This window comes from Paraburkholderia ferrariae NBRC 106233 (assembly GCF_000685035.1).
GTDB lineage: Bacteria > Pseudomonadota > Gammaproteobacteria > Burkholderiales > Burkholderiaceae > Paraburkholderia > Paraburkholderia ferrariae.
In genome coordinates, this window is the sequence record NZ_BAYB01000004.1 from 422,636 (window position 1) to 448,584 (window position 25,949).

Consider the following 25,949-nt stretch of genomic DNA (forward strand, 5'->3'; position numbering starts at 1 on the left):
TTTCCCTAAACAACGAGCGCAAAGCATGTCGAAGATCGATTCCGTATCCGTATGTGTCGCCCGTGTCCCGCTGTCGAAGCCGGTCACGTTTTCCACCCGAACCGTCACGGCTCGCGAATATTGCCTCGTGCGCGTGCGTTCCGTCGATGGCGTCGAAGGACTCGGCTATTGTTATGCCGTCAATACGTCGGGCCATCTGCTGGCCGGCGCGGTCGCTGAACTGCTGGCGCCTGTGATCGTCGGGCAGGAATCACTGCGCGTGGAGTGGCTATGGAAGTCGATGTATCAGGAAGCGCTGCTGCAAGGGCGTGCAGGCGGAGTAATGCGCGCGCTGTCCGCCGTCGACACGGCGTTGTGGGATCTGAACGCGCGTACCGCCGGATTACCGCTCTATCAGTATCTCGGCGCGCATGCCGACGATCGTGTGCCGGCTTACGCGAGCGGCGGCTATTACCTGGAGGGCAAAACGAACGACCTGCTTGCTCAGGAAATGGCTGAGCATGTGCGTGAGGGCTTCAAGGCGGTGAAGATGAAGTCCGGGCTGCTGAGTCCGCGAGAAGAAGAAGCGCGTCTTGCGGCCGTGCGCGAAGCGATTGGTCCGGATGTGCTGCTAACGCTCGATATCAACAATGGCTGGCGCGACCTGCCTCATGCATTACAGTACGTCTCCCGTTTCGAAAAATACGATCCGTTCTGGATCGAGGAGCCCTTCTCTCCTGACGATCTCGACAATCACGTGCGGCTAGCCGAGGCAACCCGCGTCACCGTCGCTACCGGCGAAATCGAAGCCGGGCGGTGGCGTTTCAAGGACCTGATGCAGCGCGGCGCCGCAACACTGCTGCAAACCGATGCGACCGTCTGCGGTGGCATCACCGAGTGGCGCCGCATTGCGGCGACCGCGTCGAGCTTCGGCATTCCAGTGTCGCCCCATGCGTGGCACGACGTACATGTACATCTGGTTGCATCAACGCCAAATGCGACCATGGTCGAATGGATGCCCGACGATCACATCGTCAACTTCCGGCATCTGATCGACCGTCAGCTCGAAGCGCACAACGGCGACATCCTGTTGCCAAAGCAGCCGGGACTTGCGTTTGAATTCGATCCCCGGGCCATCGACCGGTATGGCCTCACCCAGCCTGGCCAGTCGCAGCCGTGGCAGACGATCTCGCGCCGATAGGCTGACGACAGTCGCAACGTAGTTCTTCGGTGCACAAAGGCTATAGAGGCCAGCGGGAACCGGCCCTGAACAGGACATGAGAGCCGGCACAAAGCTGGCGCAGGAGACGAGATGCAGTGGACAGATGAGATCGATCCGATCGAAAAGCGCGTAATACGCAAGGCGACAGTCCGCATTGTGCCGTTCGTGATTGCCTGCTACTTCTTCGCTTATCTGGACCGGGTGAACGTCGGTATTGCGGCCTTGCAGATGAACGATGCTATTGGGTTAAGCGCGGCGGCATTCGGCTTTGGCAGCGGCGTGTTCTTTCTCGGGTACTTCCTCTTTGAAGTACCGAGCAACCTGCTTCTCCAGCGATTCGGTGCGCGGCGCTGGATCGCGCGGATCATGATCACATGGGGACTGCTTGCGGCGGCGATGATTTTCGTGCGGGGCACGACGTCGTTCGTTGTGCTGCGATTCCTGCTCGGCGCGGCGGAAGCGGGTTTCTATCCGGGCGTGATTCTCTACATCACGTACTTCTTTCCTGCTGCGTATCGCGGTCGTATCGTCGCCGTGTTCACGACGGGCGTGCCACTGTCGCTCTTTCTTGGATCGCCCGTCTCGACGATGCTGCTCGAAATGCATGGGCTTCTCGGTCTTGCCGGATGGAAGTGGCTGTTCCTTCTGGAAGCAGTGCCCTCCGTGCTGCTGGGCGTCGCGTGCCTGTGGGTGTTGAGCGATCGCCCTGCAGCCGCATCGTGGCTGGAACCAGAGGAGCGTCAATGGCTCGAACGCCGCCTCGCCGACGATCGGGCCCTGCAGCCCGATAAGCCTTCGCGACCACTATTCACACTGCTGGTCGACCCGAAGGTACTCGCCTGTGCCTTTGTCTATGCAGGCGTCGCCGCATCGAGCGTAGGGCTTGCCGTCTGGCAGCCGCAGATCATCAAATCGCATGGCCTGACCAATCTCGAAGCCGGATTGCTGAATTCCGTTCCCTATGGCGCGGCCGTGATCGCGATGCTGGTCTGGGGGCGCCTGTCAGATGTCAGTGGCAATCGCGTGCTCTACACGCTCGTGCCGCTGGTGGTCATCAGTGTCGCGCTCGCGGGCGTCGGAGGAATTGATGCACTCCCGCTGACACTGCTTGCCCTCAGTATCGCAGTGATGGCGACCTATGCGTTCAAGGGGCCGTTCTGGGCCTTCGTGTCCGAAACCTTCGCGCCGGGCGAGGCGGCCGTCGTCCTCGCGCATGTCAACGCGATTGGCGGACTGGGGAGCTTTCTGGGTTCGTGGCTCTTTGGTCTTGTCAAGAGCGCGACCGGTAGCTATGCACTGGGTCTCCTGCCGATCGTCGCGCTCACTTTTCTCGGCGCACTGATCGTCGCCCTTCTGGCGAACCGTTCGCGCCTTCGACAACCTGCCTGAAGCAAGACGGATGCGCGCATCCGTCGGCCTATCGCCACCAACAACAAAGGAGACACGCATGTCCAGTCACAGTCAGTCCCGACGACGCACCCTGAAAACCCTGGCCGCGATTAGCGCGCTGGCGGGCGTAACCGGTAGTGGAACCTGCATGAGCGCCTGGGCGCGGACAGGGATGCAAGAACCTGTTCCGTGGACGAAGGGAACCGAGCATGCGTCACTGAAAATGCCCGCGGATGCAACGGACTGTCATCATCACATCTATGATCATCGCTACCCGCTCGCATCTGGTGCGACATTGAAACCCGGCGACGCGACGGTCGACGACTATCGGCGCTTGCAGCGCCGGCTTGGCACATCGCGCAACGTCGTAATCCAGCCGTCCAGTTACGGCACCGATAACCGTCTGCTTCTCGCATCGATTGCGGCGTTCAACGGCCGTGCGCGTGGCATCGCCGTTGTCGACGACACGGTGAGCCAGGCGGAACTCGAAGCGCTGCATCGCGGCGGCGTACGGGGCATCCGCTTCAACGTAGTGGTGCCAGGGCCGGCAACGGTTGAGATGATTGAACCACTCGCGCAACGCATCGCCCCGATGGGATGGCATGTGCAGGTCAATGCGTCAGCCGCAACGATTCTGTCAGCGCGGCAAATCTGGTACCGTCTGCCATGTCCCGTCGTGTTCGATCACCTCGCGCATATTCCGGAACCGGACGCGCTCACGCATCCCGCCTTTCATCTCGTGACTGATCTGCTGGCGCAGGGCAAGGCGTACGTGAAACTGACCGGCTTCTACAACGAAAGTACGGTGGGGGCGCCCACTTACTCGGACAGCGTTGCGGTCGCAGCGGCCTATGCCAGGGCGGCGCCACAGCAGGTGGTATGGGGAAGTGACTGGCCGCATCCGACCGAGCAGCCGCTTCACCGCATTCCCGACGACGCGTTGCTGCTCGATCTGCTGGCCAAGGCCGTGCCGGATGAGGGTGCGCGTAACCGCATTCTTGTCGGGAATCCCACGACCCTCTACCACTTCGGGTAAGTGTGTCAGAGTCCGCAGCTTGGTCTCGTTCGTGTCCAGGCGGCACATCTGTGTTTCCGGGACGCGATACTGCCTGGACCGTCGCTACCGGTCACTGAACAGTATGCCGCCTTTCGCCTTGGAGTCCGACGGCGACTCAACGATCTGGATCACCACAGTGTCGGCGGGCACCCCGAAATTCCGGGCGACCGCGTCCGTGATGTCTTTCACGAGGCCACGCTTCTGTTCTGTGGTCCGCCCGGTGGCGGCAAATACGATGACTTCCGGCATGTCCTGCTCCTTTCAAGGTCAGTGAATCTCGCTCATACGAACTGTTTCTGGACAGCCTGGCGCGGGGAGTGGGGTGCCGCGGGCGCAAAACCTGTACGTCCTGGCATCTGCAGGCGGCTGCCTACCGGAGCACCCACCGCGTCATGCATGGCCGTACGCAGGGGCGCAATCTCGGGAAAATCGTGCAGCGCGTGGCTGTGAGGCTGCATCCTGAACCCCATGGCGGTAGCCTTCAGATGCAGTCTTGTCCATTCGCGGCCCGCGTCGAACATCGACCGGGGAGAATTGTCCGGTGTTAATACCCATACGTAGGCGCGCCCGCTGTCGATCGCCTGAAGGTAGTGCTCAAGTCCCTGCTGGAAGGCCTGGTTGTGAGGGGCGTTGAGCATATGACGCGTCAGGGTGCCGTTGGCGATCATCGTTTCGACTGCCGCGCCGCTCATTGCCTGTCCCTAGGGGCGCGCACCGATCTCCCTGCGTCCGAGCCGCGTAACCGAGATGATCTCCTCGCGGATATTCGCCTGATGAAGTTCGAGCCAGTAGGCGCGAGGCGCAATGTCGCGGATACGCGAAGCGAGCCCGGGATCGGCTGTTGCGTGTACGAGAGTCGGGCGCCTCGCGGCCGAGGCGAGTTCCGACAGGTCTGTCTCTTCGACACTGCGTGTGATATCGAAGGGCAGACGGTTGGTCGATCACGTCAGCACCTGGTCGAGCAGCGGGGCGCGCGCGAGCCCCTGCCGCGGCGCGAACTGGACGGTGACCAGAGGGCGTGCGTCGAGCCGTGGCATGGGCTCGCCTGTTAGGAACGGTTCGACATCAAGCTCATGACCGCTATCGCTTGCCGCAATGACCATCAGTTCCGTAAATGTGCCAAAGCTCACGGTTAGGTGCCGGTCCGGAAGGTCGCTGACCGGCAGCCGCCGCGACAGGTTCACAAAGAGTTGCAGGCGGTCGTCGCCGACGAGTCGCACGAGCCAGGGCTGCAGATTCATCGCGTTGGGCGCGAGGATCGCGCAGCTGACGGCCCGTACGCGCGGATCTGGATAGTCCGAGGCGGCCGGCAGGGCGTGCCAGGCGGCCCACGGATCGCCATCGGAGACGACCGGCTGGGCACATAGCCAGCCGTCACCGAGAAGGGTGATGCCCAGTCCGAGGGCTGCCGAACGCTGGACGGTTCGTCGCGATGCCGTCATGGAAGCGTGCCTTCAGGCAATGGCGCCGCCGCCATCCACATAGACGGTGCTACCGGTGATATACGGATTGGTGATGAAAGCGATGATCTGGATTGCGATGTGCGCAGGGGTGCCGACGAGACCGGCTGGCAGGCGCGCTGCAGCGCCGTCAAACATAGCCTGGCGCGCATCGCCTTCGAGGGCATCGTACAGTTCGGTCATCACGAGGCCGGGCGATACGCAGTTCACGCGCACGGGCGCGAATTCGAGCGCGAGTCCCCGCGTCAGACCTTCGAGTGCAGCATTGATAGCGCCCTGAATGGCAGCACCTTTTTTCGGACGGACCGACAGATAGCCCGATACGAAGGTCAGCGATCCCCCCGCCGTGATCCGTGCCGCCCGGGCGACCCGGTAGGCTCCCCAGAATTTCGAGTTCATCGACCGGTACGCGTGCGCGAGCGCAAGGTCGCGGATGGCTGCAACTTTCGTCTGCGCGGCCGACACCACCACGTGATCGAAGGGCGCCTGTGCGGTGAAAAACGCGTCGATGCCGGCCTCATCGCTCGTATCAAGTGGCGCGCCGCAGGTAGCGTCGCCGAGTCGCGCAACCGCCGCCGAGATCTTCTGCGCCGAGCGGGATGCGATGACGACCGAAGCGCCGGCTTCCACTGCGGCCTGCGCGGTGCCGAAACCGATTCCGGATGTTCCGCCAACGACCAGTATCCGCTTCCCGGACAATGGTTTGCCCTGCGTTATATCCTGCGTCATGCCTTGACCTCCTTGCGTTGAATGACCTGTTCGCCGGCACGCGGATGAAGCCTCGCGCTATCCCACACGCCGACCACTGCGATTGCTGCGATGACGAGAAATGCGACGCGGAACGGATCGGCCGGTGGGGCGTCCGTGGTAGCGATGACTGTGCCGATCCGCCATGCGATGGCCCCGAGCGCAACGCCCAGGCCCATCGCGAGCTGGAATGCGGCCGAGAACAGCGTGTTCGCTGCGGCCATTGCGGACTGGTGGATGTCGGCGAAAGCGACTGTATTGAGCGCAGTGAACTGCATCGAACGGGTCATGCCGCTCACGAACAGGATCAGGCAGACGAGCGGCAGTGGTATGCCCGTCGAGATCGTCGCGCATGCCGCGATCGTCGCGGCATTGAGCAGGCCGTTCACAACCAGCACCGCCCGGAAGCCGAAGTGTTGCAGCACGGGCGTCGTCATCGGTTTCATGACGAGATTGCCGGCGAACACCGCCATCAGCAGCGCGCCTGCCTTGAATGCATCGTAACCAAAGCCGATCTGGAACATGAGCGGCAGCAGGAACGGTATCGCGCTCACGCCCATACGGAAGAGCGACCCGCCCCAGATCGTCACCCCGAACGTGGGCACCTTGAGCGTGCTGAGATCGATCATGGGATGACGCGCTCGTCGGAGGTGACGCAGCGTCGCGCCCAGCAGCGCGATCCCGGCGATGCCCAGTCCTGCGACCGTGCTCCATGCGATTTCCGGCCGGCCGAGCAGGTCGGCCGCATCGAGCAGGCAGAGGAGGGAGGCCCCGGACAGGACGAACCCGGTCCAGTCAAAAGGCACCCTCTGCTCGCCGCCCGCGCGCGGCACGAGTATGAGTGCCGTCACAAACGCGATCAGACCGAGCGGCAGGTTGAGCCAGAATATCCAGCGCCAGTCGGCATGCTCCGCGATCCATCCGCCGAGGGGCGGCCCAAGCACTGGGGCGACCAGCGCGGGCCAGGTGAGCGTCGCAATAGCCTGGATGAGCCGCTCTTTCGGGGTGACGCGCAGCACGACCAGCCGGCCAACCGGCACCATCATCGCACCGCCAATGCCTTGCAGGATGCGTACGAGAACGAAGACGGGCAACGTCTGCGCGAGTCCGCACAGCAGCGACGCGAGGGTGAACAGCGCGATTGCGGACGCGAACACCCTGCGTGCGCCGAAGCGGTCAGCGACCCAGCCGCTGACCGGGATGAAGATGCCGAGCGTGAGCATGTACGCACTCACCCCGGTGTTGAGGGCAACCGGTGGCACCGCGAAGCCTGACGCCATCTGGGGGATCGCAGGCGTGATGACCGTCGCGTCGAGGTTCTCCATGAAGAACGTGCCTGCGACAAGCAGCGCCACCGACGTGAGGCTGGCGCTCGATGCCGGGGCAGTTTCGCCGGCCGTCATGGGATGACCCTGCGCGCGCGGAATTCGTCGAACAGGCGCAGGAACATGGTTTCGGAGTCGACTACCGGATAGAAGCCGACCTGGCGTATCCGGGTGGTCGACGAAATCACATCCCAGTCGCATCGGAAGATGAAGTCGCCGAACGCCCAGGACGCGACGTGCCCGTAGGGTACCGGCACCAGCCCGTGTCGGGCGACGATGCGCTCCCACACGCTGGCCTTGTCCGCCATCATCGACGTGAGCGGGATCGTCATTGGCGCCGCGAGCGGCATGTCGAAGTAACGCGCGAAGGTGGCCCACACCCGATTCCAGCGGAACACGTCGCCGTTGGTCAGGTTGTAAGCCGCGCCGCCGGTCGCGTGCTCCGCGGCCCACTGCGAACCCTGCGCGAGTTGCGCGGCGTCTGTCACCTGCGCGAGCCGCCCGTAGCAGTCCAGCGAGCCGGGGAAACGCAGCGGCAGGCCCAGCTCTTTCGAGATCGTCGCGTAGACGGCGATCACCATCGCGAGGTTCATGGGGTTGCCGAGCGCGAAACCGCAGACAACGTCCGGGCGCAGCACCACGGCGTCCCACGTCTTGCCGTCGGCTTTTGTCCTCAACCAGTCTTCCTGGTCGTAGTAGAACATCGGTGGCATCTGGCGTGGGTCGTCTTCGTGCGCCGGCGTCGGAAACGCGCCCAGATGCGCGCCGTAGTACTTCGCACCCTCATACAGCACGACGCGCTGCAGAGCTGGCGAGGCGGCCTCTATTGCCTCGACCGTATTTACGAGCATGGCCACATTGATGTCGACCTGCTGGCGCGGATCGGCATGCTCCTGGTATGCCGCGTAGAACACGTGTGTCACATCACCGAGGCCCGCGAGCACCGCACGTGTGGCGTTGGCGTCGGTCAGGTCGACCGGGAGGAAGCGTGCCGAGGTCTGGAAGTCGGGAGACCGGCGCGAGATCGCGGTCACTTTCCAGTCGGACCGTGCAGCCAGATGCTCGACCAGGTTGCGCCCGATGACGCCCAGGCCGCCGGCGACCAGCGCATGTTTCGTTGTCTGGGGCATTGCACTCTCCATCAGAGGCTGTCGACCACGCCGCCGTCGACGCGCAGCGCCGCGCCCGTCGTGGCCGATGCCTGTGGCGAGCATGCGTAGACGATGATGTTCGCGATTTCTTCAACCGATGCTGCGCGCTGGATAATCGAGCTGGGCCGGTTCGCCATGACGAATTCAGCGGCAACCTGTTTCAGCGGTTTGCCGCTCCTGTCTGCTTCGTCGCGAAGCATGCTGGCGAGGCCATCGGAGAGCGTGGGACCCGGCAAGACGGCGTTGACGGTGACGCCGCTGCCGGCCACCCGCTTGGCGAGACCGCGCGCGAGCGAGAGCTGGGTGGTCTTCGTCACGCCGTAGTAGATCATGTCGGCAGGGATATTCAGCGCCGACTCTGACGAGACGAAAACGACGCGTCCCCAGCCTTTTGCCGTCATGTCGGGCAGATAGGCGCGCGCGAGTCGCACGCCGGACAGTACGTTGACTTGGAGGAAGTGAAGCCAGGTATCGTCAGGCGTCTTGAAGAAGTCCTGCGGTCCGTAGATGTCGCGATTGTTGACGAGGATGTCGCAGTCCGGGTGGGTCGCGACCAGTGCAGCGCAGTCCCTGGTTGTGCCGAGGTCGCCCGCGAAACCGGTGACTGTAGCATCCGGCAGCTCCGCGCGTACGGCGGCCAGCGCGCGATCCACACTGGTCTGCGAGCGGGTGAGTACCACCGCGGAATCGCTCGTGGCGAGACCCTTGACGGCGGCGAGCCCGATGCCGGCTGTCGATCCGGTCACGATGACGGTCTTTCCGGTGAGGTCGATTTGCATGTTTGCGTTTCCCTCAAATGGTCGCGAAGATTCTCCCCACGTTGCCACCCGAATAACAACCGGCGTCTGAGAGGCTTCCGGGGGGCGTTCAGCTTCGGGTATTGTCCCGCAACGGGAACATTGATTAAATGGATATCCAGACGATTTACACTTGCCAGACGGTTGATAATGGACGGATTTGACGATTTGCCGGGGCTGTACGCGTTCGAGCGGGTTGCGGCCGCAGGTAGCCTGACCGCCGCGGCCTCGGAGCTCGGACTGACGCTCGCCGCGATCAGCAAACGGCTGGCCGGGTTCGAGCGGCGTCTCGGAGTGCAGTTGATCCATCGCAGCACGCGCAGCCTGTCGTTGACTGACGAGGGCAGATTGCTATATCCATATGCAGCACGCGTGATCGCTGATCTGGAACAGGCGCGTGACGCATTGACGCGCCAGCGCGACGGGGTAACTGGCACGTTGCGCGTGACCGCGCCGAACAGCTTTGGCCGTCGACGGCTGTCCCCGCTGCTTGCAGGCTTCACTGCAAGATATCCCGACCTGAAAATTCAACTGCAGTTGAGCGATGACGTGCTCGATCTCGTTGCTGGTGGCATTGATGTTGCAATACGCTACGGTGAACTGGCCGATTCCCGTCTTGTTGCGAGGGTGCTGGCACGTAATCGCCGGATTCTCTGCGCGTCCCCTGGCTACCTGAAGCGATGTGGCCAACCTCAACGGCTTGCCGACCTGCAAAGGCATCAATGCATTGTGATTGGGTCGGCTCCCGTTACGGAATGGAGTTTCACCAGGCGCTCGGGGAGCCACTCAGTTCGTGTCGAAGCACATATCCTGTGCAACGACGGCGAGGCGGCACATGCCATGGCATTACAGGGGATGGGCATTGTGCTCAAGTCGATACTTGACGTGGCCGAGGACATTGATCAGGGGACACTCGTCCAGGTATTGCCGCGTCATGCTGTTTCCGCCGCGCCCCTGAATGTGGTCTACCCGCACGGACGCCACTTGGCGCCTCGCGTGAGACTGTTCATCGATTTCCTGATTGAAGGCTTCGCATCGATTCAACAGGACGACCGCTTGCAGCGGATCTTCGGCCGGCAGCGGTGACTCCCTGTCCGTGCAGAGGACGTCCTTGAGTCCGTTACAGACGCGCAATCTGGCTGCGAACCTACCTGTCGATAATCGAAATCGGCCGGAAGGCTCCACCTTTCACGGCGCGCCTTGCCACGATACGCGTTGGGAAATCACGTCCATGCCGCCTTCGCCTGCTGTCAACGACAATGCAGCTCAGACTCGCCGGCTATTATTGGGCCGTGACGCTCGTGCCTGTCCAGATTGCACGCACGTCCATACCACGTTTTCCGGACTACCGATCTTGGCGAGACTCGGATCTGAAGCACGGAGGGTATTTCCGGTGCCGATCGCGCACCGGTGGGCGGAACTTGCTCACCGGTATGCACTGCACCGGAACCTGCCGAGCGTGCGGGGTCTCCGGCGTCTTTTAGAACTTGTGGCGCATGGCTATGCGAACGACGGCTTGATGATCGTTGCCCGAAGGTGACGACTGGTTATTGATGGACGCGATGGCGGGGCGGTTCCGCGAGTCGGTGCCTGACGCCTTCTGATAGATCCCGACCAGGTAAATGTCCGTACTCTTGGACAGGAAGTAATCCACCCCGACCATCCCCTGCTGGTATGTGGCACCGTTGTTGGTGCCTGTAGAAGAAGAGACGTTGCTACTGTTGGTGTAGTTGTACGCCAGCCCGACCACGAGTGCAGGATTGATCTGGTATCTCAGGCTCGCTTCGGCGCTGTTGAAGTGAACGCTGCCGGTGTAACCCGAGGAATTAGGTCCACCCGCCAGATCCCCGAGGCCCTTGAAGGCGATGTTGGAATAGGTCGCACCGAGCGTCACAGAACCCATCGTATAGGCGATACCGGTGCTGACCAGTTGATAGGTGCGCGCAGAGGTGAATCCGCTGAAAATCGGATAGCTTGTGTTGGCCACACTTGACGTGGCGCCTCCAGAGGTCGAAGTACCAAACAGGCCCAGGTTCGGGTTACGGGAATTGATGTACCCCACGCCGAGCTGCAGCGGTCCCATCGCGTAACCGGCACCAACGGACCACACCTGGTTGCGTGTTACGTCACCGGCGACGCCCCCAAAGCTGTAGTCTCCACCAAACGAAAAACCGCCGTAGGAAACACTCTTGAACTTGACGTCGTTGTTGATGCGAAAAGTGTCATTGAAATTGTCGAGGTCGGCAGGATGCGTTCCAATGTTGCCTGCCCACTGGTTACTGACGGCCATCGCGCTCAGGAAATCGATGGCCGATGCGTACTGTCGACCGGCCGTCATGGTCCCAAAGGGCGTCGATATGCCGACATACGCCTGACGCCCGAACAGAAGCCCACCTTGACCGAGCTTCCCGGTATTGACGTCGAATCCGTTCTCGAGAACAAACACTGCGCTATACCCGCCGCCGAGGTCTTCGAGGCCCCGGAAACCCCATCGGCTCCCCTGCATCACCCCGCTCTGCATGGCTAATGATCTGGTGCCGTTCATGTTGCTGTTGTAGTTAATACCCTCATCAATGATCCCGTACAGAGTCACGGAGCTCTGGGCATGAGCGGCGGTGGCGAGAATCAGCGTGCCAGTGGCGATGCAACACATCATTTTCATCTTCTACGTCTCCAGTAAATTTATTGTTAATTACATAGGTATACTAATTAAATACGTAATATCTTAGGAAAGAAAAAGCTTTCCGTTACTCTGAATGGGTCGTATTTTACGGGGTGACCAACGTTCGAAGCAGGTGGTGTTTCCAGATTTCCCCGGGACCTGGTCGGCAAGCCTGTGTCCCGGGCGACAGCGCGTTTTCCCAGCGAGTCCTCAGGTCGTCAGACTGGCTCCATGCGTCTGATGGGCCCTACAACGAAGGCGTAACTGACAATCGCGAGCAACGCATGGACGCCCACGTACACGAGTGCGCCGTCAAAAGAGTCCATCGTCTGCACCAGAAAGCCGATTGCAATGGGAGTGGTAATACCCGCCAGACTGCTAAACGTGTTGAATACTGCCGCATTGAGCCCGGTTGCGTTCACCGGTGATGTGTCCGCAATCACTGCCCACCCAAGGGCGCCGAAGCCTTTTCCGAAAAAGGCAACAGCCATGAGCGCGACGACGAGCCAGTCTACGTTGACATAGTTGCAGCCAATGATCGCGGATGACATCAACATCCCGGCATAGATCGGAATCTTTCGGGAAATGGTCAGTGAGTGTCCCCTGCGAAGCAGCCAGTCGGAGATCAGTCCACCCAGGATCCCACCGAGGAAGCCGCACACTGCCGGCACCGACGCGAGGATGCCGGCGCGTAGAAGCGGAAGATGTCTTGCCTGGACCAGGTAGACGGGAAACCAGGTCAGAAAGAAAAAGGTGAGGGTGCTGATGCAGTACTGGGCGAAATAGATACCCAGCAGTTTCCGGCTACCCAGCAGTCTGCGGAATTTTCTCGACGTGGAGTCGGCCTCTGCAGAGTCCGTGGGTGCCGTTTGTGGCTCAGCCTGATCATGGCGCCCCTCCATATGAAGGGTTGCACCGCCATCCACCATGACCTCGCGTTCTTCGCGTGTCAGCCTAGGGTGGTTCGACGGTGATTTCATCCGGTAGCCAAACAGCAGGCCAGCGGCAATTCCGATTCCACCCATGACATAATAAATCGAGCGCCATCCAAGCGTGACTGCGAGCAGTGCGAGAAGAGGGGTAAAGACGGCGGCGGCAAAATACTGTGTGGCGTTGAAGATTGCGGATGCTGTGCCGCGCTCGGCGGTCGGAAACCAGGCTGACACGATCTTGCTGTTTGCCGGAAAGCAGGGCGCAGCGGCAACGCCGATCAGAAATACCAGCGCGAAGATCAACGCGCTCGCGGTTTGCGCACTAAACATGGGTGCAAATGCAACTGCTGCCGTGAACACTGACCACAACATGATGGCGGCAGTGTAGGTGCGCCTGGCACCAAACCTGTCCAATGCCCAGCCGCCTGCAATCTGGAAAAGCATGTACGCCCAGGCGAAGGCGGAGAACATCCAGCCGAGTTGCAGATGGTTAAGATGGAGTTCAGCCGACATCGGCGTGCTCGCGATCGACATCGTGGCGCGATCGGCCTGGTTAATGCTCATCACAAGGAAGATCAAACCGATGACTTCGTAGCGGATATGTTGCGACATGTAATGGCGCAATCTTGCGAAGGACCGGCGGTTGTCCCCAGTACGGTGGCGGCTATGAGCGTGATCGACGGGCATGAAAACTCGAGTGCGTGGGTCTGGCAGGGGGCACTGACGCTGTCCGGTGCGTCTGCAATGTCCGGTCAATCAGCGTCGCCAGCGATGTGTAACGAAACTGGACTGACGGAGTCAGCCAGTGATTGGGCCACCATATCGCTCGGGGAGCTTGACCCGGAAGATTTTGAATGGCCGCTGCACCATGTCGCGTCCATTCGGACCTTGGAGAAACTGGAGGTCAGGTACCTGTGACAACGGGATGTACAGGTAGCGATCCTTCGTTATGAAAAGCGCGTCGCCACCCCAGAGTCGATCGTCTTCCACGAGTGTTCGCACCGAGCCGTCAGGTGCGAGCACCGAAATCCGGGGACGTGCGGATTCCGCGAGGAAGATGTTGCCGGAACTGTCCATCGCCGTACCACCCAGCGTTGGCGTGTCATAAACGTACTCGACCTTTGAGGACAAGGTCTGCTCCGACACTGAGGAGTCGATCAGATATCGTGTCGGTACACGATAAAGCGGCCCGGAGGCAGGCTGATAGTAAAGCCACTGGTTATCGGGACTCAGTTCGATAGGATCGGCGTTGGTTACCTGCGGCGTTCCATCCGGGAGTGTGAGCCATTTCCCGCCTCGACCGATCTTCGGCCGTTTCGGATCGGCTTTCGTGGTCGGGTCATTCGCGAGCCGGTGCAGCTTCTGGCCAGTGTTCAGGTCAACGACGACGATCGAGCCCAGGCCTGACTCGGTCAGGTAGATATAGCCTCCGCCGATTCGCAGATCGTTCAGCGATGCCCCAGCTGGCAACAGGTCGTCGAACACGATGGTACTCACGACCTGGTCATTCCGGGTATCGATCTGGACAAGCTTCTGTGCACCGCGTTGCACCGAAGTGGGGGAAAGCGGAAGCGAACCGGTATCCACGACCCAGAGATACGTGCCGTCAAAGCAGTGGGCGGTATTGACGCAGACAAACGCCCGGGTCGCATCCTTTCCTTCTCTCCAGTCATTCCAGCCACGCCCCGGGTAGGGACGCAGTTCACCATCCGGACGTATTTCGATAACTGACGGCGTCGATGTAAACCCGGGCCAGCGTGGCATCGCGGCGAACATGCGGCCGCTGCTGGTCAGGGTGACCGCGTTCCACAGATGCGTCGGTGATGTGGCAACCAGTTCGAGCGTGGGTTGGTTTTTTTCGTAACCCAGCGCGGGTAACGTGCCAAGTGCCGCGATCGCGGCGACGCCCTTCAACAGCGTACGGCGATACATGGGATTCTTCGTTGTCACCTCACTCTCCTTTGTTTTATGGACTGCTGGTGCTTGTTCAGGGCGATGCTGCAACCGGATGTTCTTGCCCTGAAGCTGTCGCGATTGTCTCGCCCGCTCAACTACCCAGTCAAACCAATCCTCATTGCTGTCTGACAGCACAGTAAATGGGCGTGAACTGCCGTTGTCGCCGGGCGCTGACGGGCGACGGTGGCATTGCCAACCGGCCGGCGTTACCTGCTCCCATCATCGTCACTGCCGCCGGGTTCACAGTGCCGGACAGCCTCCCTATCCGGAAAGGAGCTGGGCAGGTGGCGCGTGCCCGCTGCGCTGGCGGCGTATCTCCTGCGCAAGCCGCACGCGGAGCGCGGTTCGCTCCGCTGCGCGGTCCTGTCAGGCCCGGACAACTTCTCCATCACGTGTGCGCCAGAGTCCGAGCGGATTGGTGTCGATAAGGGCTTCTGGCAGCAGGTCAGCGGGGAGGTCCTGATAGCAGACCGGACGAAGGAAGCGTTCTATGGACGATGCGCCTACAGACGTGACCCGGCTGTCGGAAGTTGCCGGATACGGCCCGCCATGGACCATCGCGTACGACACTTCGACGCCGGTTGGAAATCCATTGACCAGGATGCGTCCCGCCTTGCGTTCAAGGACCGGAAGCAGTTGTCGCGCGAGGGCGGTATCGGCATTGTCAAGGTGAATGGTGGCCGTCAGCTGTCCGGCCAGATGTTCTGTCAATCCCAGAAGTTCGGCTTCGTTTGCACAACACACGATCGTCGACGCCGGACCGAATACTTCGTCCTCGACCGCCGGGGTCGAGAGGAAGGTTTGGGCATCGGTCGCGTAGAGTGCCGCACGAGCCTGATTCGGACCGGAAGTATCAAGGCCGTGGCCGGCGGCGCGAATGCCGGGGGTTGCAGCAAGCCTGGCGTTCCCGTCGAGCCATGCCTCGTGGATCCCCGGCGTCAGCATGGTTTGCGCCACACGGCTGGTGAGTTGTGCAGTGGCCGAATCGATGAACCGACGCAGAGCAGGACCATCGATGCCGATGACGAGTCCGGGATTGGTGCAGAACTGGCCCGCGCCCAGCACCAGCGAATCGATAAAGCCACGGGCGATTTCGTCGCTGCGTGCAGCGAGCGCAGCCGGCAACAGGAACACGGGGTTGATGCTGCTCATCTCGGCATAGACGGGGATCGGTTCACGACGCGCGGCGGCGACGCGCATCAGCGAAGTTCCACCGCTGCGCGAGCCTGTGAAACCAACGGCTTTTACCGCAGCGTGCGAAACCAGCGTCTCTCCCACAGAGGCGCCAGCGCCGATAACAAGCGAGAACACGCCATCCGGAAGATTCATGGCATCTGCGACCTGCTGAATGACGCGACCAACCATTTCCGCGGTACCCAGGTGCGCGCGGTGTGCCTTGACGATCACTGGGCAGCCTGCGGCGAGCGCGGCCGCAGTGTCGCCACCCGCGACGGAAAACGCGAGGGGAAAATTGCTTGCGCCGAAAACGACTACCGGACCCACAGGAATCTTCTGCATGCGAAGATCCGGCCGCGGGAGCGGCTTGCGTTCCGGCAGAGGCGAATCCAGTGTTGCGGAGAGCCACGCCCCCGAACGCACAACCTTCGCAAAGAGCTTCAGCTGACTGATCGTGCGGCCGCGTTCTCCTTCCAGGCGCTGCCTGGGCAATCCTGACTCCGCATGTGCCCGTTCAACAAGGGCGTCGCCGAGTTCGCCAATGCCGTCCGCAATGCCCTCAAGGAATGTTGCGCGCACTTCGAAGGGCAGATTACGGTATGCATCAAACGCCGAAGCAGCCAGTTCACACGCTTCATTGACCTGCGCAGCTGAGGCATTACCAAAGACAGGTGCAGGGATGGACTCGCCTTGAGCGGGATCGAAGGCTGTTATTCCTCCGTCCGCTCCCATGACCGTCCGGCGGCCAATCAATAGTTCTCCTGTGATTTTCATGAAAAAACTCCGTCTGAGGATAAGTTGAATCGAACCGGTTCAGTGTGCAAGATGCAGGGCATGGTCATTACGGCCGGGAATTCCTGAAAGCAGCGGCAACTATGCCTGCGTGGGCAGCGGGCGGACCACGATGACGCGCATGACTATCGACATGAAAGTGCATCGTTTCTTTGGCCACATGCACTATCTGGCTCTGGTCCGGTGCTCATGGCCGAATCCCCAACCCTCTTCCGGATAAACTGTCCGGCGCAGGAGGGCGGGTCTTCGTACATGCCCGTACAGCCCGTGGCTCAAAAGAGGCTCACCCTCCCGCTATCCCGGCCATGTCAGCCCGCGGAACAGGACGTCCGGTTGTCTGATGTTTCGCGCGGTGCCAGGTCTGATACCTCGCGGAGGTAACACGACCGGACTACTGCGGTCCGAGCGCCTTGATGAGGGCGTCGAGCTGCTCAAGCTCTTCGTTCGTGAGATCGGACAGCGGGGCACGTACCGGACCTGCATCATGGCCGACCAGCTTTGCGCCTGCCTTGACGATACTGACGGCATAGCCGGCGACGCGGTTGCGGATTTTCAGGTAGGGGAGAAAGAACGAGTCGATCAGTTTGCCCACCGTCTCGTGGTCATCCGACGCGATTGCGCCATAGAACTCCATCGCCGTGCGCGGGATAAAGTTGAATACTGCCGAGCTGTAGACGGGTACGCCGAGCGCCTTGTATGCGGCTGCGTAAACTTCAGCGGTCGGCAGTCCGCCGAGATACGAGAAGCGATCGCCAAGGCGGCGCCTGATGGTGACCATGTTCTCGATTTCGCCGACACCATCCTTGAAACCGATCAGGTTCGGGCATGCATCCGCAAGACGTTCAAGAACGTCGGCATTGAACCGCGAGTTTGCCCGGTTGTAGACGATCACGCCGATATTCTTCACCGATCGGCAGACCTCTTCCACATGCGCAGCGATCCCGTCGGGGCTTGCTTCGGTCAGATAGTGCGGCATCAGCAGGATGCCATTCGCGCCGAGCCGCTGCGCTTCCTGAGCGTATTCAATCGCCACCCGCGTCGGACCACCCGCGCCGGCGATGATGGGAACCTTGCCCCTGCAGGTCTCGGTTGCCACGCGAATGACATTCGAGTAATCATTTTTGGTCAAGGAAAAAAATTCGCCCGTGCCACCTGCGGCAAAAAGCGCCGTCGCGCCATAGGGGGCGAGCCATTCCAGACGTCCGGCGTAGGTCCCGGGGCGGAATTCTCCAGCGGCGTCGAAGTCAGTGACGGGAAATGAAAGCAGCCCGTCCGAGACGATCTGTTTGAGTTCCTGGGGTGTGGTCATGGTTTATCTCCTGTAGCGAGTCAAATCAAGGGGAAAAGTGCGGCTTCGGTCAGCGCACGGGTGATAGCAAGGGGCGACCCGCCGCGAACGCCGCAATATTGGCGAGGACCAGCTGCGTCATCGCCTCACGGGTTTCGCTCGTGCCACTTCCGATATGCGGGGTGAGTACAACGTTGTCGAGCGAAAAGAGTGCCGATGGAACTTCTGGCTCGTGTTCAAACACATCAAGCGCTGCGCCGCGGATGGCTCCCTGTTCCAGTGCGCTCACGAGTGCCGCTTCGTCGACAACGGATCCTCTGGCGACATTGACGAGCATTCCGTCGGGGCCGAGTGCCTGAAGCACAGTGGTATCAACGACATGGTGTGTTGCGGTTCCGCCAGGCAATGAGAGAATGAGCACGTCGGCGTCACGCGCCAGACCGACGAGTGACGGGTACCAGAGGTATGGGACATCGTTCTTGCGCGTCGGACCGTAATAGGCGACCCGCATTCCGCATGCCGTTACACGCTTTGCGATCTCCCGGCCGATGCCGCCATACCCAACGATTCCGCACACCTTTCCTCCGAGCTTGGTGCCAAGAATCTTTCGCCCCGCTGTCCATTCGCCCGCCCGAACCAGCCGGTCCGATTGCACGATGCGTCTCGCCAATGCGAGGAGCAGGCCCAACGCTGTATCGGCAACGCACTCGTTAAGCACGTCGGGCGTGTTGGTGACCACGATGCCGCGGGCACGCGCCGCATCAAGATCAATTGGATCCGTGCCGACGCCAAAGCTTGCAATGAGCCGCAGGTTGGGAAGCTGGTTCATGAGCGCCTCATCTGCACCGAAAATTCCGCTCGTTGCGAGCACGTCGACGCTCGGGCCGTGTGTCTGCAGGAAAGCAGTCTGGTCAGGCTCCAGCCAGAGTTTGCGCGTTTCGTAAAGCGCATCCAGCCCCGATACGAGATCGGGCGAAAGCGGCCCCGCGACAAGTACGTGGAGGGCCTGGGAATGTGCCTGAGGTGGGGATGAATGCATGGCTATAGCGACGGGTCCTGATGTTACGGGTGACGGGCGGTTACTGCCGGCGTTTCACGGCTACGGGACTTGAAAACATGGCTGATGGCCATGGCGGCAACGGGCGCGGCAAGGGAAAAATACGAACTGTCGATTCCGAACGGATTGCCGGCGAGGAACCACGTGACCGTGATGACGATCGACAGGATGATGCCGGTCAGTGCGCCGCGAGTCGTACCAAACCGCGGCGCGTAGAAGCACAGCAGAATCAGAACCGCAAGCGTGGCACGCAGCGACTTTCCAAGGAACGCGATCAGGAGAATCTTGCTTGCGAACAGTGCGAGCACGAGCGGTATGAGGCCGATGACGATGGTGGCAATACGGATGAACCGTAGTGATCCCCGATCGGCGGAAGAGCGTTTAAAGAATGGCTCGTAAAAGTCACGCAGCAGGAGGGTACTGGACGCGATCGTGCTGGCAGAAATGCCGCCAAAGAGTGCGCCAGCCAGGCCGATGACAACGATGCTCGCAGCGAATGGCGGCATGTGCGCGATTATCGACGGGAAGGCATCAACCGACCTGATCGAGGGATAAAGAAGCGCGCTGCACACACCGATGAGCGCCACGATGATGCCAAACGGGATCATCAACGTGGCGACGTAGTAGCAGGCGCGTCGTGCGCCGCGCTCATCCGGGGTCGTGACAACCCCTTGGATCACATACTGTGTCGCGAAGATGGATCCGATGCCGGCGATCATCCACGCGACGATCTGCGATACCCCGACTCCAGAGACATCGAACATCCGGGCTGGCAACATGGCCTGCAGATGCGCATAGCCACCTGCCTGCGTCAGTGCGAAGGCGAGAGCAAGCACAATCCCCAGGTATTTGATGACAGCATTCAGGGTGTTCGTATAGACAACTGATCGAAAGCCGCCGACGGTCACAAAGAAGATCGCGACCAGACCCACGATCACCGTCGCAATTCCATGCCCGATTCCGAGAACCGTGCCGAGCACCGCGCCACCGGCAGCGTACAGTGCCACCGCAACGACGTTCAGTGAAAAGATCGTCAGAGCCGACGCCGCGTAACGGACACCTCGGCCGTAGGTCTGTTCAAGAATTGCAGAGATGGTGTTCAGTCCGGTGCGCCGGTAGCGGCCAACAAGGAGCAAACCCAGCAACAGAAAGCCGATCGCCAGCGCCACGAGATTCCACGCTGCCGATATCCCCTCCTCAAAGCCCTTTTGCGCGGTCCCGATACTCACGGAACTTCCAATGAACTCGGACAGCATCAGGGCGGAGATCAGAATGGGGGAGAAGGGCTTGCCGCCCGTCGTGAATCCGGTGCTGGTAGATGCCTGTCGGCGCACGCTATAGCCGATAAATGCGACGACAGCGAAATAGAGTGCGGTGACTCCGACCACAATTGTTACCCTCGATAGCATGTCCTGTCTCCTGAATGAATTCCTGTTGGCGTTGCTGCCGTTTGTTGATCAGCGATTCTGGCGATCGCCTGTGTGCCGCGTGGGGCTGCCACCCCATTCCCGCAGACAAGGTTATCGGGGCTTCCCGCTTTCCCGTACGACTGCGCCCGCAATCTTCCTGACATGTGGCAGGAGCGCAGTACCCAATCCAGGCCGGGTCGGTGCCAAGGCTATACCTTCCTGAATCACGGGCAGGTGGTCGACGAGGTCCGCATACCAGGTTGCGAGTGACGCACGGACCACTTCCTGGAAAATTGCGGTGGGGGCATGCAGCGCCAGATGCAGACCTGCCATGAGGGCGACGGGGCCGGTGCAGTCGTGCGGCGCCAGCGGACGGGCATGTGTTTCTGCGAGCGCGGCGATCTTGCGTCCTTCACTCAGTCCGCCGCACCAGGTCAGGTCGAGCATGACGAAATCGATTGCGTCGGCGCAGAGCATTTCGTGAAACCTCCTGGTGCCGGCGAGATTTTCGCCGCCGCAGATCGGTGCGCGAGTCTGCCGCCGCAGATCGGCAACCGCAGGAATGTTGTCCATCTTCGCGATCGGGTCTTCGACCCACAGGACCCCGTAGTCCGCCAGTGCATTGCAGATACGCGCGGCGGCATGGGTGCCCCACAGGCTGTGCAGTTCGCACATGATCTCAATGCGCTGACCGACCGCTGCGCGAATCTTCCGGAAGGGCTCCAGGCCATCTTTCAGGTCAGTGAGGCTGATGTGGTGCGGCGTGATCGACGCGAAATCATCGAATGGCCAGATCTTCATCGCGGCATACCCTTCGGCCACGAGGCTTTCCGCCAGTACACCGGCATCGCGCATGAAGGCGACCTGATCGTCGTACGGTCCTGTGCTCAACTCAGCAGATCCGATGGACCGGCGGCCGCCCAGTGACGTATTGAAGTCGTAACCAGCGCAGGTGTTGTAGACGGGGACGCGATCGCGTGCCGCGCCCCCGAGGGCGACATGCAACGGAACGCCCGCGCGCTGGCCCGCCAGATCCCAGAGAGCGATGTCGACTGCGCTGGCAGCACGCACCTCTGCACTGCTGCTGCCGAAGCCCACATACGGATTCAGTAACTCACTGGAAATCGAGGTGATGTTTTCCGCTGCCCGCCCGATGATTGCCGGAGCAGTCTGCTCGTGAAGAACCGCCTCTACAGCCTGGGCGCCGCGAAAGGTTTCGCCGAGACCCGTGAGACCGTCCTCCGTTTCAACTTCAACCCAGATGAGCTTCGGGCGTTCGGGCAGTCGGATGGTACGCAGGGCGGTAATTCGAGGCATGACAGTATGAGCAACATTTCAGGACGGATGCGCGGATTCTGTCGTCGCCTCTGTATCCAGTCAAACTTATTTGCTATGCTGTCTGACAGCTTGTCCTGGAGGAAATGCCATGTATTCGATCCGCACGTCGCCGGATGTTCCCAGTCATACGCGGGACGAATATGCCTACGATCAGTTGCTTGCGCTGTTAAGCGATCCGGAATTCGTTCCTCACACGAAGCTGCCGGCGGAACAGACGCTGGCCGAGCGCTTCGGCGTCTCACGACCGATGCTGCGGCAGGCGCTATCCCGTTTGCGATCGGAAGGCCGGATCTATTCGAGAAAGGGCTCCGGTAATTATGTGAATGACGGCATCGCCGCCTCCCAGGCCCTGGCTTTCTCGACGTTGGCCAGCATTCCCGACGTGAAGAGCTTTCTCGAATTCCGGCGCAGCCTCGAAGGTGAATGTGCGGCCAGTGCGGCACAGGCCTCTGACCGGGTGGCTTTTGCAAGGCTGCGCAAGGCGCATCAAAGGCTCGAGCAGGCAATTGCCGCTGGAGAAGCGGGGACGGAACAGGACATCGCGTTCCATATGGCGGTGGCCCAGGCGACGGGCAACCGCTTCTTCGCCCATACACTCGCGGCATTGTCCGAGCAGATGAACTTCGGCATCCGTCTGGTCAGGGATCTGGCAGGCCGCCCGCTTGACGTTCGTCGACAGGAGGTGGTGCGAGAGCACGCGCATATCCTCGCCGCCATTGATGCCGGGGACATTGATGGTGCCCGCACGGCCATGCGGGCTCATATCGACGGGGGCATTGCAAGGCTTTTCGGCCAGTAGCGCAAAGCGTTTTCTGCCGCCTGGTCTTTCGCATGCCTGCCCGGCGCGCCGTCGAGATCTGCGTTCGTGGGCGGACGGAATGCCATCGGCCATGGCAGGGACATCAGGAGTGCGGGCGCACAATGATGAGCTGCGGACGCGCGCTGAGCGCCTTGCGCGCCTTCGTCACCTCGTTAGTGGTGGCAGCTGGCGCAGCGTTGCCCCACGAATTGAGCACATAGGTCACGACGGCCGCCACCTGCGTATCGGAGAGCTTCCATGCGAACGAGGGCGGGTTTGATCGGGATGAGCCGCCGCGCGGCGAGCGCGATCGTGGGGGCCGCATGCGGCCTCCACCTGGCCAGGTCTTTCGGGGATGAGTTCAGCTGCTATGGCCGGGGCGGCGACGGAGTCACTCTACAGAAAGGCGCACGAGGTGTTCGATACCGCGATCGACTTCATATCAGGATCGGGTAAAATTAATCGGTGACTGCCAGTAGCGGGCGGTCAAGGTGCCGTGCGACGCTTAATTTGGCCCTAATTATGTTCGGGGTCGGCATATAGAGGCTGTCGCGGGCGTTTTTGAGTATGGGTACGAGTATGGGTAGGCGAAGCGCTATTTGCGCGGAAGCCCGTGGCACAAGACCCTGCGGGGGGATCCTGGATCCCTCCGTCTCCGCCAGAAATGGCGGTGGAAACCCCGTAAGTTCAAGGACTTACGGGGTTTTTCCATTTCTTGGCCCATCAATTAGCCACATCAGCATGTGGCGGCTCTTGGCACCCAGGCGAGAAATTGCAAACCATTGAGCGTTGCGCCCAGGCTGATCCCCGAAAACCGGCCCCCCTTATCCGACTGGCGTAACTCTCCCCAAGGGTTTGCGGGAAGGGACGCAATGATTACGCTGAAGGAGTTGCATCAACGCGCGGGCAATCCTGATCTTGACCACTGGACCAGCGCCGCAGGCTTTTCGCTCGAAGAGGCGGCGTTGCTGCCAGGCACGGCATGAGGTCCGTGCGCTCGCGGAGCCAGTTGCGCGAACTGAACGCGCTGTTGCGCCAGTGCCGGAACCGGCTGCGCGAACTCCAGGACGAGCTTCTGAAGCCGTGCGCGGTTACCACGCGGCACGGTTGCCACTCGAAACGGGGCCGTTATCCGGTTATAGCGAAGCCGAAGGGACTGTAACGCTGTAGATAACGTTAGGATACCGAGATAAATGTTGCGAAGGCAATTCAGCGGACTCTCCGCTTCGGCGGGGTTTTTCGAGATGGCGTCATGCTGCACAATCAGGTCTCGCCAACTGACAGTGAGGCGCGATGTTGTCATTTTCCCCTGGGTCTGGTCACAGCGTCCGTGAAGGGCTGCACGGACACTTCTTCTGGTCAGGCATTCGCAAGTCGCAGTACCTTCACATCGAGTCCCCCTGGATGTTTGACGTGGACCGGTGGTTTCATTTTGCATGGCCGCCGCGCGTACCGCACGAAGCGCATGATGACATCGTGCAGGGCATGCAGGAAGCGCGCGCAGCGTGGCTAAAGCACGCTGAATCCACGCTGCTGTCCCATCCATCGCATGAACTGCGCGACATGCTGGGCCGAAGTGGTAACCGCTTTCACATGAAAACAATGGACAACCACCAGGTTGCGAAAGCCCTGTACAACGAGGTAAAGGACGGCAACCTGCTCTTTGTGCCCGAGCGGGACCCCATTCGCAAGTGTGTGGAGGCAATACGGAAGCAGCGGGAAAAAGGTACCCGACAGGCTCCTGCGGACGCGCAAGGGCCGGCCGACGCGGACGTGGCAAAGGTGCTCCATGACAACAGTCCGCGTGTGCCGCAGAACCTCAGCAATGCCCAGCCGTTCGAATACACGCCGGACGCGATGAGTGGCGATACTGAAGAACTTGCCGCGAGCACGAACAATCCGGACTACGCAGCGAAGATGCTTGGGTATGAGCGCAAGACGTTTGGCGATATGGTCCACGTCATGAAAGACGATCTTGAGTTACGAGGCGATGACAATGTTATCTGGCATGACACAGGAGACATTGAATTCGGGAAAAACATCATCGGCAACATGCACGACTACGCCTTCTGAGTGCGAAATGACCTCCATACATCAACTTGCACACGCATCGTTTACGATCTATCAGGACGTTGAGCCGCCTGAATTCTGGACAAACTACTTTGGAGTCCTACCTGATACACAACGCATAAAAGACCAGTTCTGGCTTACATCATCGGGCCAGAAGAGTAAATTCCCGGCGCGAACCGGTCTATGGGGGGTGCGTAGCAAAGAGCACGTCCAGAGCAATCTTCTCGCCCCTCACCTTCGCTATCTTGTCGGGCGCCTGGCACTACCGCGGTCAGATTTGCCAGAATTGCTTAAGCGCACTGATGCGCATATGCGCTTCTTTTGCTACTGGTACAACGAAAGCGGCGACCGCGTACCCGATGTGCCTGACGACATTCGGGCGATGATGGAAGCAATGGGCGGAACGGTCGAGATCGACGAATATCAATAACGCCGTTGCCAGTAAAAACTAGAAAGCCGCTCTTGTGGCGGCTTTGTATTGAGTCGGGCCGCCAGCCCACACACGTGCCGCGCCCACGCTTCCATCATCGGACGGCGCTGTTCGATAAGGTCCGTGCGGTGGTAGGCCGCTTCAACCTTGTGCGCGATGGTATGCGCGAGCGCACGCTCGGCAAGGTCGCGGGCGTAGCCGCTTTCGCTGGTCCAATCTCTGAATGAGCTTCTAAAGCCGTGCGCGGTCGCTACGCGGCACGGTTGCAACTCGAAACGGGACCGGTATATGCAGTTATAGCGAAGTCGTAAAGGACTGTAACGCTGCAGCTAACGTCGGGATACCGAAATAACTGTTACGAAGGCAACTAAGCGGACTTCCCGCTTCGTCGGGGTTTTTCGAGATGGCGTCATGCTGCACAATCGGGTCTGGTCAATTGACGGCGAGGCGCGATGTTGTCACTTTCCCCCAGGTCTGGTCACAGCGTCCGTGAAGGGCGGCACGGACACTTCTTCTGCAAGCATTCGCAAGTCGCAGTACCTTCATATCGAGTCCCCCTGGATGTTTGACGTGGACCGGTGGTTTCATCTTGCATGGCCGGCGCGCGTACCGCACGAAGCGCATGATGACATCGTGCAGGGCATGCAGGAAGCGCGCGCAGCGTGGCTAAAGCACGCTGAATCCACGCTGCTGGCGCACCCATCGCAAGAACTGCGCGACATGCTGGGCCGAAGTGGTAACCGCTTTCACATGAAAACGATGGACAACCACCAAGTTGCGAAAGCCCTGTACAACGAGGTAAAGGACGGCAACCTGCTCTTTGTGCCCGAGCGGGACCCCATTCGCAAGTGTATGGAGGCCATACCGAAGCAGCGGGAAAAAGGTACCCGACAGGCTCCTGCGGACGCACAGG

At 60.8% G+C, this 25,949-nt stretch carries 23 protein-coding genes and 1 pseudogene; 8 read left to right on the plus strand and 16 right to left on the minus strand.

Features of this window, described 5'->3' with window-relative positions:
- Positions 1-25: 25 nt before the first annotated feature.
- The 3 genes from BFE01S_RS05495 to BFE01S_RS05505 all read left to right on the plus strand — a co-directional run bounded on the left by BFE01S_RS05495 (position 26) and on the right by BFE01S_RS05505 (position 3,626).
- Positions 26-1,180: a mandelate racemase/muconate lactonizing enzyme family protein gene (locus BFE01S_RS05495; protein ID WP_028197582.1), complete on the plus strand. Its 1,155-nt coding sequence runs from the start codon at positions 26-28 to the stop codon at positions 1,178-1,180.
- A 177-nt stretch (positions 1,181-1,357) separates the two neighbouring features.
- Entirely contained in the window at positions 1,358-2,590 is a 1,233-nt protein-coding gene (locus tag BFE01S_RS05500; protein ID WP_245621032.1) for an MFS transporter, read from the plus strand.
- A gap of 58 nt (positions 2,591-2,648) precedes the next feature.
- Complete coding sequence (locus BFE01S_RS05505) at positions 2,649-3,626, plus strand: amidohydrolase family protein (protein WP_028197584.1); 978 nt, start codon at positions 2,649-2,651, stop codon at positions 3,624-3,626.
- 84 nt (positions 3,627-3,710) lie between these two features.
- On the opposite strand, the gene BFE01S_RS05510 is transcribed toward BFE01S_RS05505, so the two are convergent.
- The 7 genes from BFE01S_RS05510 to BFE01S_RS05535 all read right to left on the minus strand — a co-directional run bounded on the left by BFE01S_RS05510 (position 3,711) and on the right by BFE01S_RS05535 (position 9,109).
- A complete protein-coding gene (locus BFE01S_RS05510; protein ID WP_028197585.1) occupies positions 3,711-3,896 on the minus strand; it encodes a tautomerase family protein in 186 nt (61 codons plus the stop codon).
- Between the two features lie 32 nt (positions 3,897-3,928).
- Positions 3,929-4,339: a hypothetical protein gene (locus BFE01S_RS42735; protein ID WP_052420789.1), complete on the minus strand. Its 411-nt coding sequence runs from the start codon at positions 4,337-4,339 to the stop codon at positions 3,929-3,931.
- A gap of 249 nt (positions 4,340-4,588) precedes the next feature.
- Positions 4,589-5,089: a hypothetical protein gene (locus BFE01S_RS42740; RefSeq protein WP_052420790.1), complete on the minus strand. Its 501-nt coding sequence runs from the start codon at positions 5,087-5,089 to the stop codon at positions 4,589-4,591.
- 12 nt (positions 5,090-5,101) lie between these two features.
- A complete protein-coding gene (locus tag BFE01S_RS05520) occupies positions 5,102-5,836 on the minus strand; it encodes an SDR family oxidoreductase (RefSeq protein WP_042275550.1) in 735 nt (244 codons plus the stop codon).
- Entirely contained in the window at positions 5,833-7,257 is a 1,425-nt protein-coding gene (locus tag BFE01S_RS05525) for an MFS transporter (RefSeq protein ID WP_028197587.1), read from the minus strand. Before BFE01S_RS05525 ends, BFE01S_RS05520 begins: the two co-directional genes overlap by 4 nt.
- Entirely contained in the window at positions 7,254-8,309 is a 1,056-nt protein-coding gene (locus tag BFE01S_RS05530) for an SDR family oxidoreductase (protein ID WP_028197588.1), read from the minus strand. Before BFE01S_RS05530 ends, BFE01S_RS05525 begins: the two co-directional genes overlap by 4 nt.
- An 11-nt stretch (positions 8,310-8,320) precedes the next feature.
- On the minus strand, positions 8,321-9,109 hold the full coding sequence (locus BFE01S_RS05535; protein WP_028224626.1) for an SDR family NAD(P)-dependent oxidoreductase: 789 nt from the start codon (positions 9,107-9,109) through the stop codon (positions 8,321-8,323).
- A 168-nt stretch (positions 9,110-9,277) separates the two neighbouring features.
- On the opposite strand from BFE01S_RS05535, the gene BFE01S_RS05540 reads away from it, so the two are divergent.
- Entirely contained in the window at positions 9,278-10,213 is a 936-nt protein-coding gene (locus BFE01S_RS05540; protein WP_028224627.1) for a LysR family transcriptional regulator, read from the plus strand.
- A 394-nt stretch (positions 10,214-10,607) separates the two neighbouring features.
- Here BFE01S_RS05540 and BFE01S_RS05545 read toward each other — a convergent pair whose 3' ends face one another.
- From BFE01S_RS05545 to BFE01S_RS05580, 8 genes are all read right to left on the minus strand, one after another.
- Positions 10,608-11,789 carry a porin gene (locus BFE01S_RS05545; protein ID WP_042275556.1) on the minus strand — a complete coding sequence of 394 codons (1,182 nt, stop codon included), beginning with the start codon at positions 11,787-11,789 and terminating at the stop codon, positions 10,608-10,610.
- Between the two features lie 218 nt (positions 11,790-12,007).
- Positions 12,008-13,333 (minus strand): MFS transporter, encoded by a 1,326-nt coding sequence (locus tag BFE01S_RS05550; RefSeq protein WP_042275559.1) that lies wholly within the window; start codon positions 13,331-13,333, stop codon positions 12,008-12,010.
- 186 nt (positions 13,334-13,519) lie between these two features.
- Entirely contained in the window at positions 13,520-14,671 is a 1,152-nt protein-coding gene (locus BFE01S_RS05555) for an L-dopachrome tautomerase-related protein (RefSeq protein WP_127837931.1), read from the minus strand.
- Positions 14,672-15,043: 372 nt separating this feature from the next.
- Positions 15,044-16,627, minus strand: coding sequence for an aldehyde dehydrogenase (NADP(+)) (locus tag BFE01S_RS05560; protein WP_028197592.1), 1,584 nt, complete (start codon positions 16,625-16,627; stop codon positions 15,044-15,046).
- Positions 16,628-17,036: 409 nt separating this feature from the next.
- Entirely contained in the window at positions 17,037-17,954 is a 918-nt protein-coding gene (gene kdgD, locus BFE01S_RS05565) for a 5-dehydro-4-deoxyglucarate dehydratase (RefSeq protein WP_028197593.1), read from the minus strand.
- A 49-nt stretch (positions 17,955-18,003) separates the two neighbouring features.
- On the minus strand, positions 18,004-18,972 hold the full coding sequence (locus BFE01S_RS05570; RefSeq protein ID WP_028224628.1) for a 2-hydroxyacid dehydrogenase: 969 nt from the start codon (positions 18,970-18,972) through the stop codon (positions 18,004-18,006).
- Between the two features lie 23 nt (positions 18,973-18,995).
- Positions 18,996-20,399: a sodium:solute symporter family protein gene (locus tag BFE01S_RS05575; RefSeq protein ID WP_028197595.1), complete on the minus strand. Its 1,404-nt coding sequence runs from the start codon at positions 20,397-20,399 to the stop codon at positions 18,996-18,998.
- A 111-nt stretch (positions 20,400-20,510) separates the two neighbouring features.
- Entirely contained in the window at positions 20,511-21,716 is a 1,206-nt protein-coding gene (locus BFE01S_RS05580) for a mandelate racemase/muconate lactonizing enzyme family protein (protein WP_028197596.1), read from the minus strand.
- Positions 21,717-21,825: 109 nt separating this feature from the next.
- Between BFE01S_RS05580 and BFE01S_RS05585 the strand changes: the two genes are divergently transcribed.
- Positions 21,826-22,536, plus strand: a complete 711-nt coding sequence (locus BFE01S_RS05585; RefSeq protein ID WP_042337238.1) for a FadR/GntR family transcriptional regulator — start codon at positions 21,826-21,828, stop codon at positions 22,534-22,536.
- Positions 22,537-22,639: 103 nt separating this feature from the next.
- On the opposite strand, the gene BFE01S_RS42745 is transcribed toward BFE01S_RS05585, so the two are convergent.
- On the minus strand, positions 22,640-22,861 hold the full coding sequence (locus BFE01S_RS42745; protein ID WP_081833137.1) for a c-type cytochrome: 222 nt from the start codon (positions 22,859-22,861) through the stop codon (positions 22,640-22,642).
- A gap of 1,079 nt (positions 22,862-23,940) precedes the next feature.
- Between BFE01S_RS42745 and BFE01S_RS45670 the strand changes: the two genes are divergently transcribed.
- The 3 genes and pseudogenes from BFE01S_RS45670 to BFE01S_RS37580 all read left to right on the plus strand — a co-directional run.
- A complete protein-coding gene (locus BFE01S_RS45670) occupies positions 23,941-24,609 on the plus strand; it encodes a hypothetical protein (RefSeq protein WP_322787810.1) in 669 nt (222 codons plus the stop codon).
- Positions 24,610-24,616: 7 nt separating this feature from the next.
- Positions 24,617-25,036 (plus strand): DUF4279 domain-containing protein, encoded by a 420-nt coding sequence (locus tag BFE01S_RS37575; RefSeq protein ID WP_042337239.1) that lies wholly within the window; start codon positions 24,617-24,619, stop codon positions 25,034-25,036.
- Positions 25,037-25,447: 411 nt separating this feature from the next.
- Positions 25,448-25,949: pseudogene (locus BFE01S_RS37580) on the plus strand (hypothetical protein); the annotation flags it as partial.

What these genes read in the sequence shown, in the direction of transcription:
- BFE01S_RS42740 (WP_052420790.1), bottom strand. Translation starts at nt 5,089, where the DNA reads ATGACGGCATCGCGACGAACCGTCCAGCGTTCGGCAGCCCTCGGACTG.
- BFE01S_RS05535 (WP_028224626.1), bottom strand. Translation starts at nt 9,109, where the DNA reads ATGCAAATCGACCTCACCGGAAAGACCGTCATCGTGACCGGATCGACA.
- BFE01S_RS05575 (WP_028197595.1), bottom strand. Translation starts at nt 20,399, where the DNA reads ATGCTATCGAGGGTAACAATTGTGGTCGGAGTCACCGCACTCTATTTC.
- BFE01S_RS05585 (WP_042337238.1), top strand. Translation starts at nt 21,826, where the DNA reads ATGTATTCGATCCGCACGTCGCCGGATGTTCCCAGTCATACGCGGGAC.
- BFE01S_RS05570 (WP_028224628.1), bottom strand. Translation starts at nt 18,972, where the DNA reads ATGCATTCATCCCCACCTCAGGCACATTCCCAGGCCCTCCACGTACTT.
- BFE01S_RS05580 (WP_028197596.1), bottom strand. Translation starts at nt 21,716, where the DNA reads ATGCCTCGAATTACCGCCCTGCGTACCATCCGACTGCCCGAACGCCCG.
- BFE01S_RS42745 (WP_081833137.1), bottom strand. Translation starts at nt 22,861, where the DNA reads ATGCGGCCCCCACGATCGCGCTCGCCGCGCGGCGGCTCATCCCGATCA.
- BFE01S_RS45670 (WP_322787810.1), top strand. Translation starts at nt 23,941, where the DNA reads ATGTTTGACGTGGACCGGTGGTTTCATTTTGCATGGCCGCCGCGCGTA.
- BFE01S_RS05560 (WP_028197592.1), bottom strand. Translation starts at nt 16,627, where the DNA reads ATGAAAATCACAGGAGAACTATTGATTGGCCGCCGGACGGTCATGGGA.
- BFE01S_RS05495 (WP_028197582.1), top strand. Translation starts at nt 26, where the DNA reads ATGTCGAAGATCGATTCCGTATCCGTATGTGTCGCCCGTGTCCCGCTG.
- BFE01S_RS05510 (WP_028197585.1), bottom strand. Translation starts at nt 3,896, where the DNA reads ATGCCGGAAGTCATCGTATTTGCCGCCACCGGGCGGACCACAGAACAG.
- BFE01S_RS05505 (WP_028197584.1), top strand. Translation starts at nt 2,649, where the DNA reads ATGTCCAGTCACAGTCAGTCCCGACGACGCACCCTGAAAACCCTGGCC.
- BFE01S_RS05550 (WP_042275559.1), bottom strand. Translation starts at nt 13,333, where the DNA reads ATGTCGCAACATATCCGCTACGAAGTCATCGGTTTGATCTTCCTTGTG.
- BFE01S_RS05545 (WP_042275556.1), bottom strand. Translation starts at nt 11,789, where the DNA reads ATGAAAATGATGTGTTGCATCGCCACTGGCACGCTGATTCTCGCCACC.
- BFE01S_RS05540 (WP_028224627.1), top strand. Translation starts at nt 9,278, where the DNA reads ATGGACGGATTTGACGATTTGCCGGGGCTGTACGCGTTCGAGCGGGTT.
- BFE01S_RS05520 (WP_042275550.1), bottom strand. Translation starts at nt 5,836, where the DNA reads ATGACGCAGGATATAACGCAGGGCAAACCATTGTCCGGGAAGCGGATA.
- BFE01S_RS42735 (WP_052420789.1), bottom strand. Translation starts at nt 4,339, where the DNA reads ATGAGCGGCGCGGCAGTCGAAACGATGATCGCCAACGGCACCCTGACG.
- BFE01S_RS05525 (WP_028197587.1), bottom strand. Translation starts at nt 7,257, where the DNA reads ATGACGGCCGGCGAAACTGCCCCGGCATCGAGCGCCAGCCTCACGTCG.
- kdgD (WP_028197593.1), bottom strand. Translation starts at nt 17,954, where the DNA reads ATGACCACACCCCAGGAACTCAAACAGATCGTCTCGGACGGGCTGCTT.
- BFE01S_RS05530 (WP_028197588.1), bottom strand. Translation starts at nt 8,309, where the DNA reads ATGCCCCAGACAACGAAACATGCGCTGGTCGCCGGCGGCCTGGGCGTC.
- BFE01S_RS37575 (WP_042337239.1), top strand. Translation starts at nt 24,617, where the DNA reads ATGACCTCCATACATCAACTTGCACACGCATCGTTTACGATCTATCAG.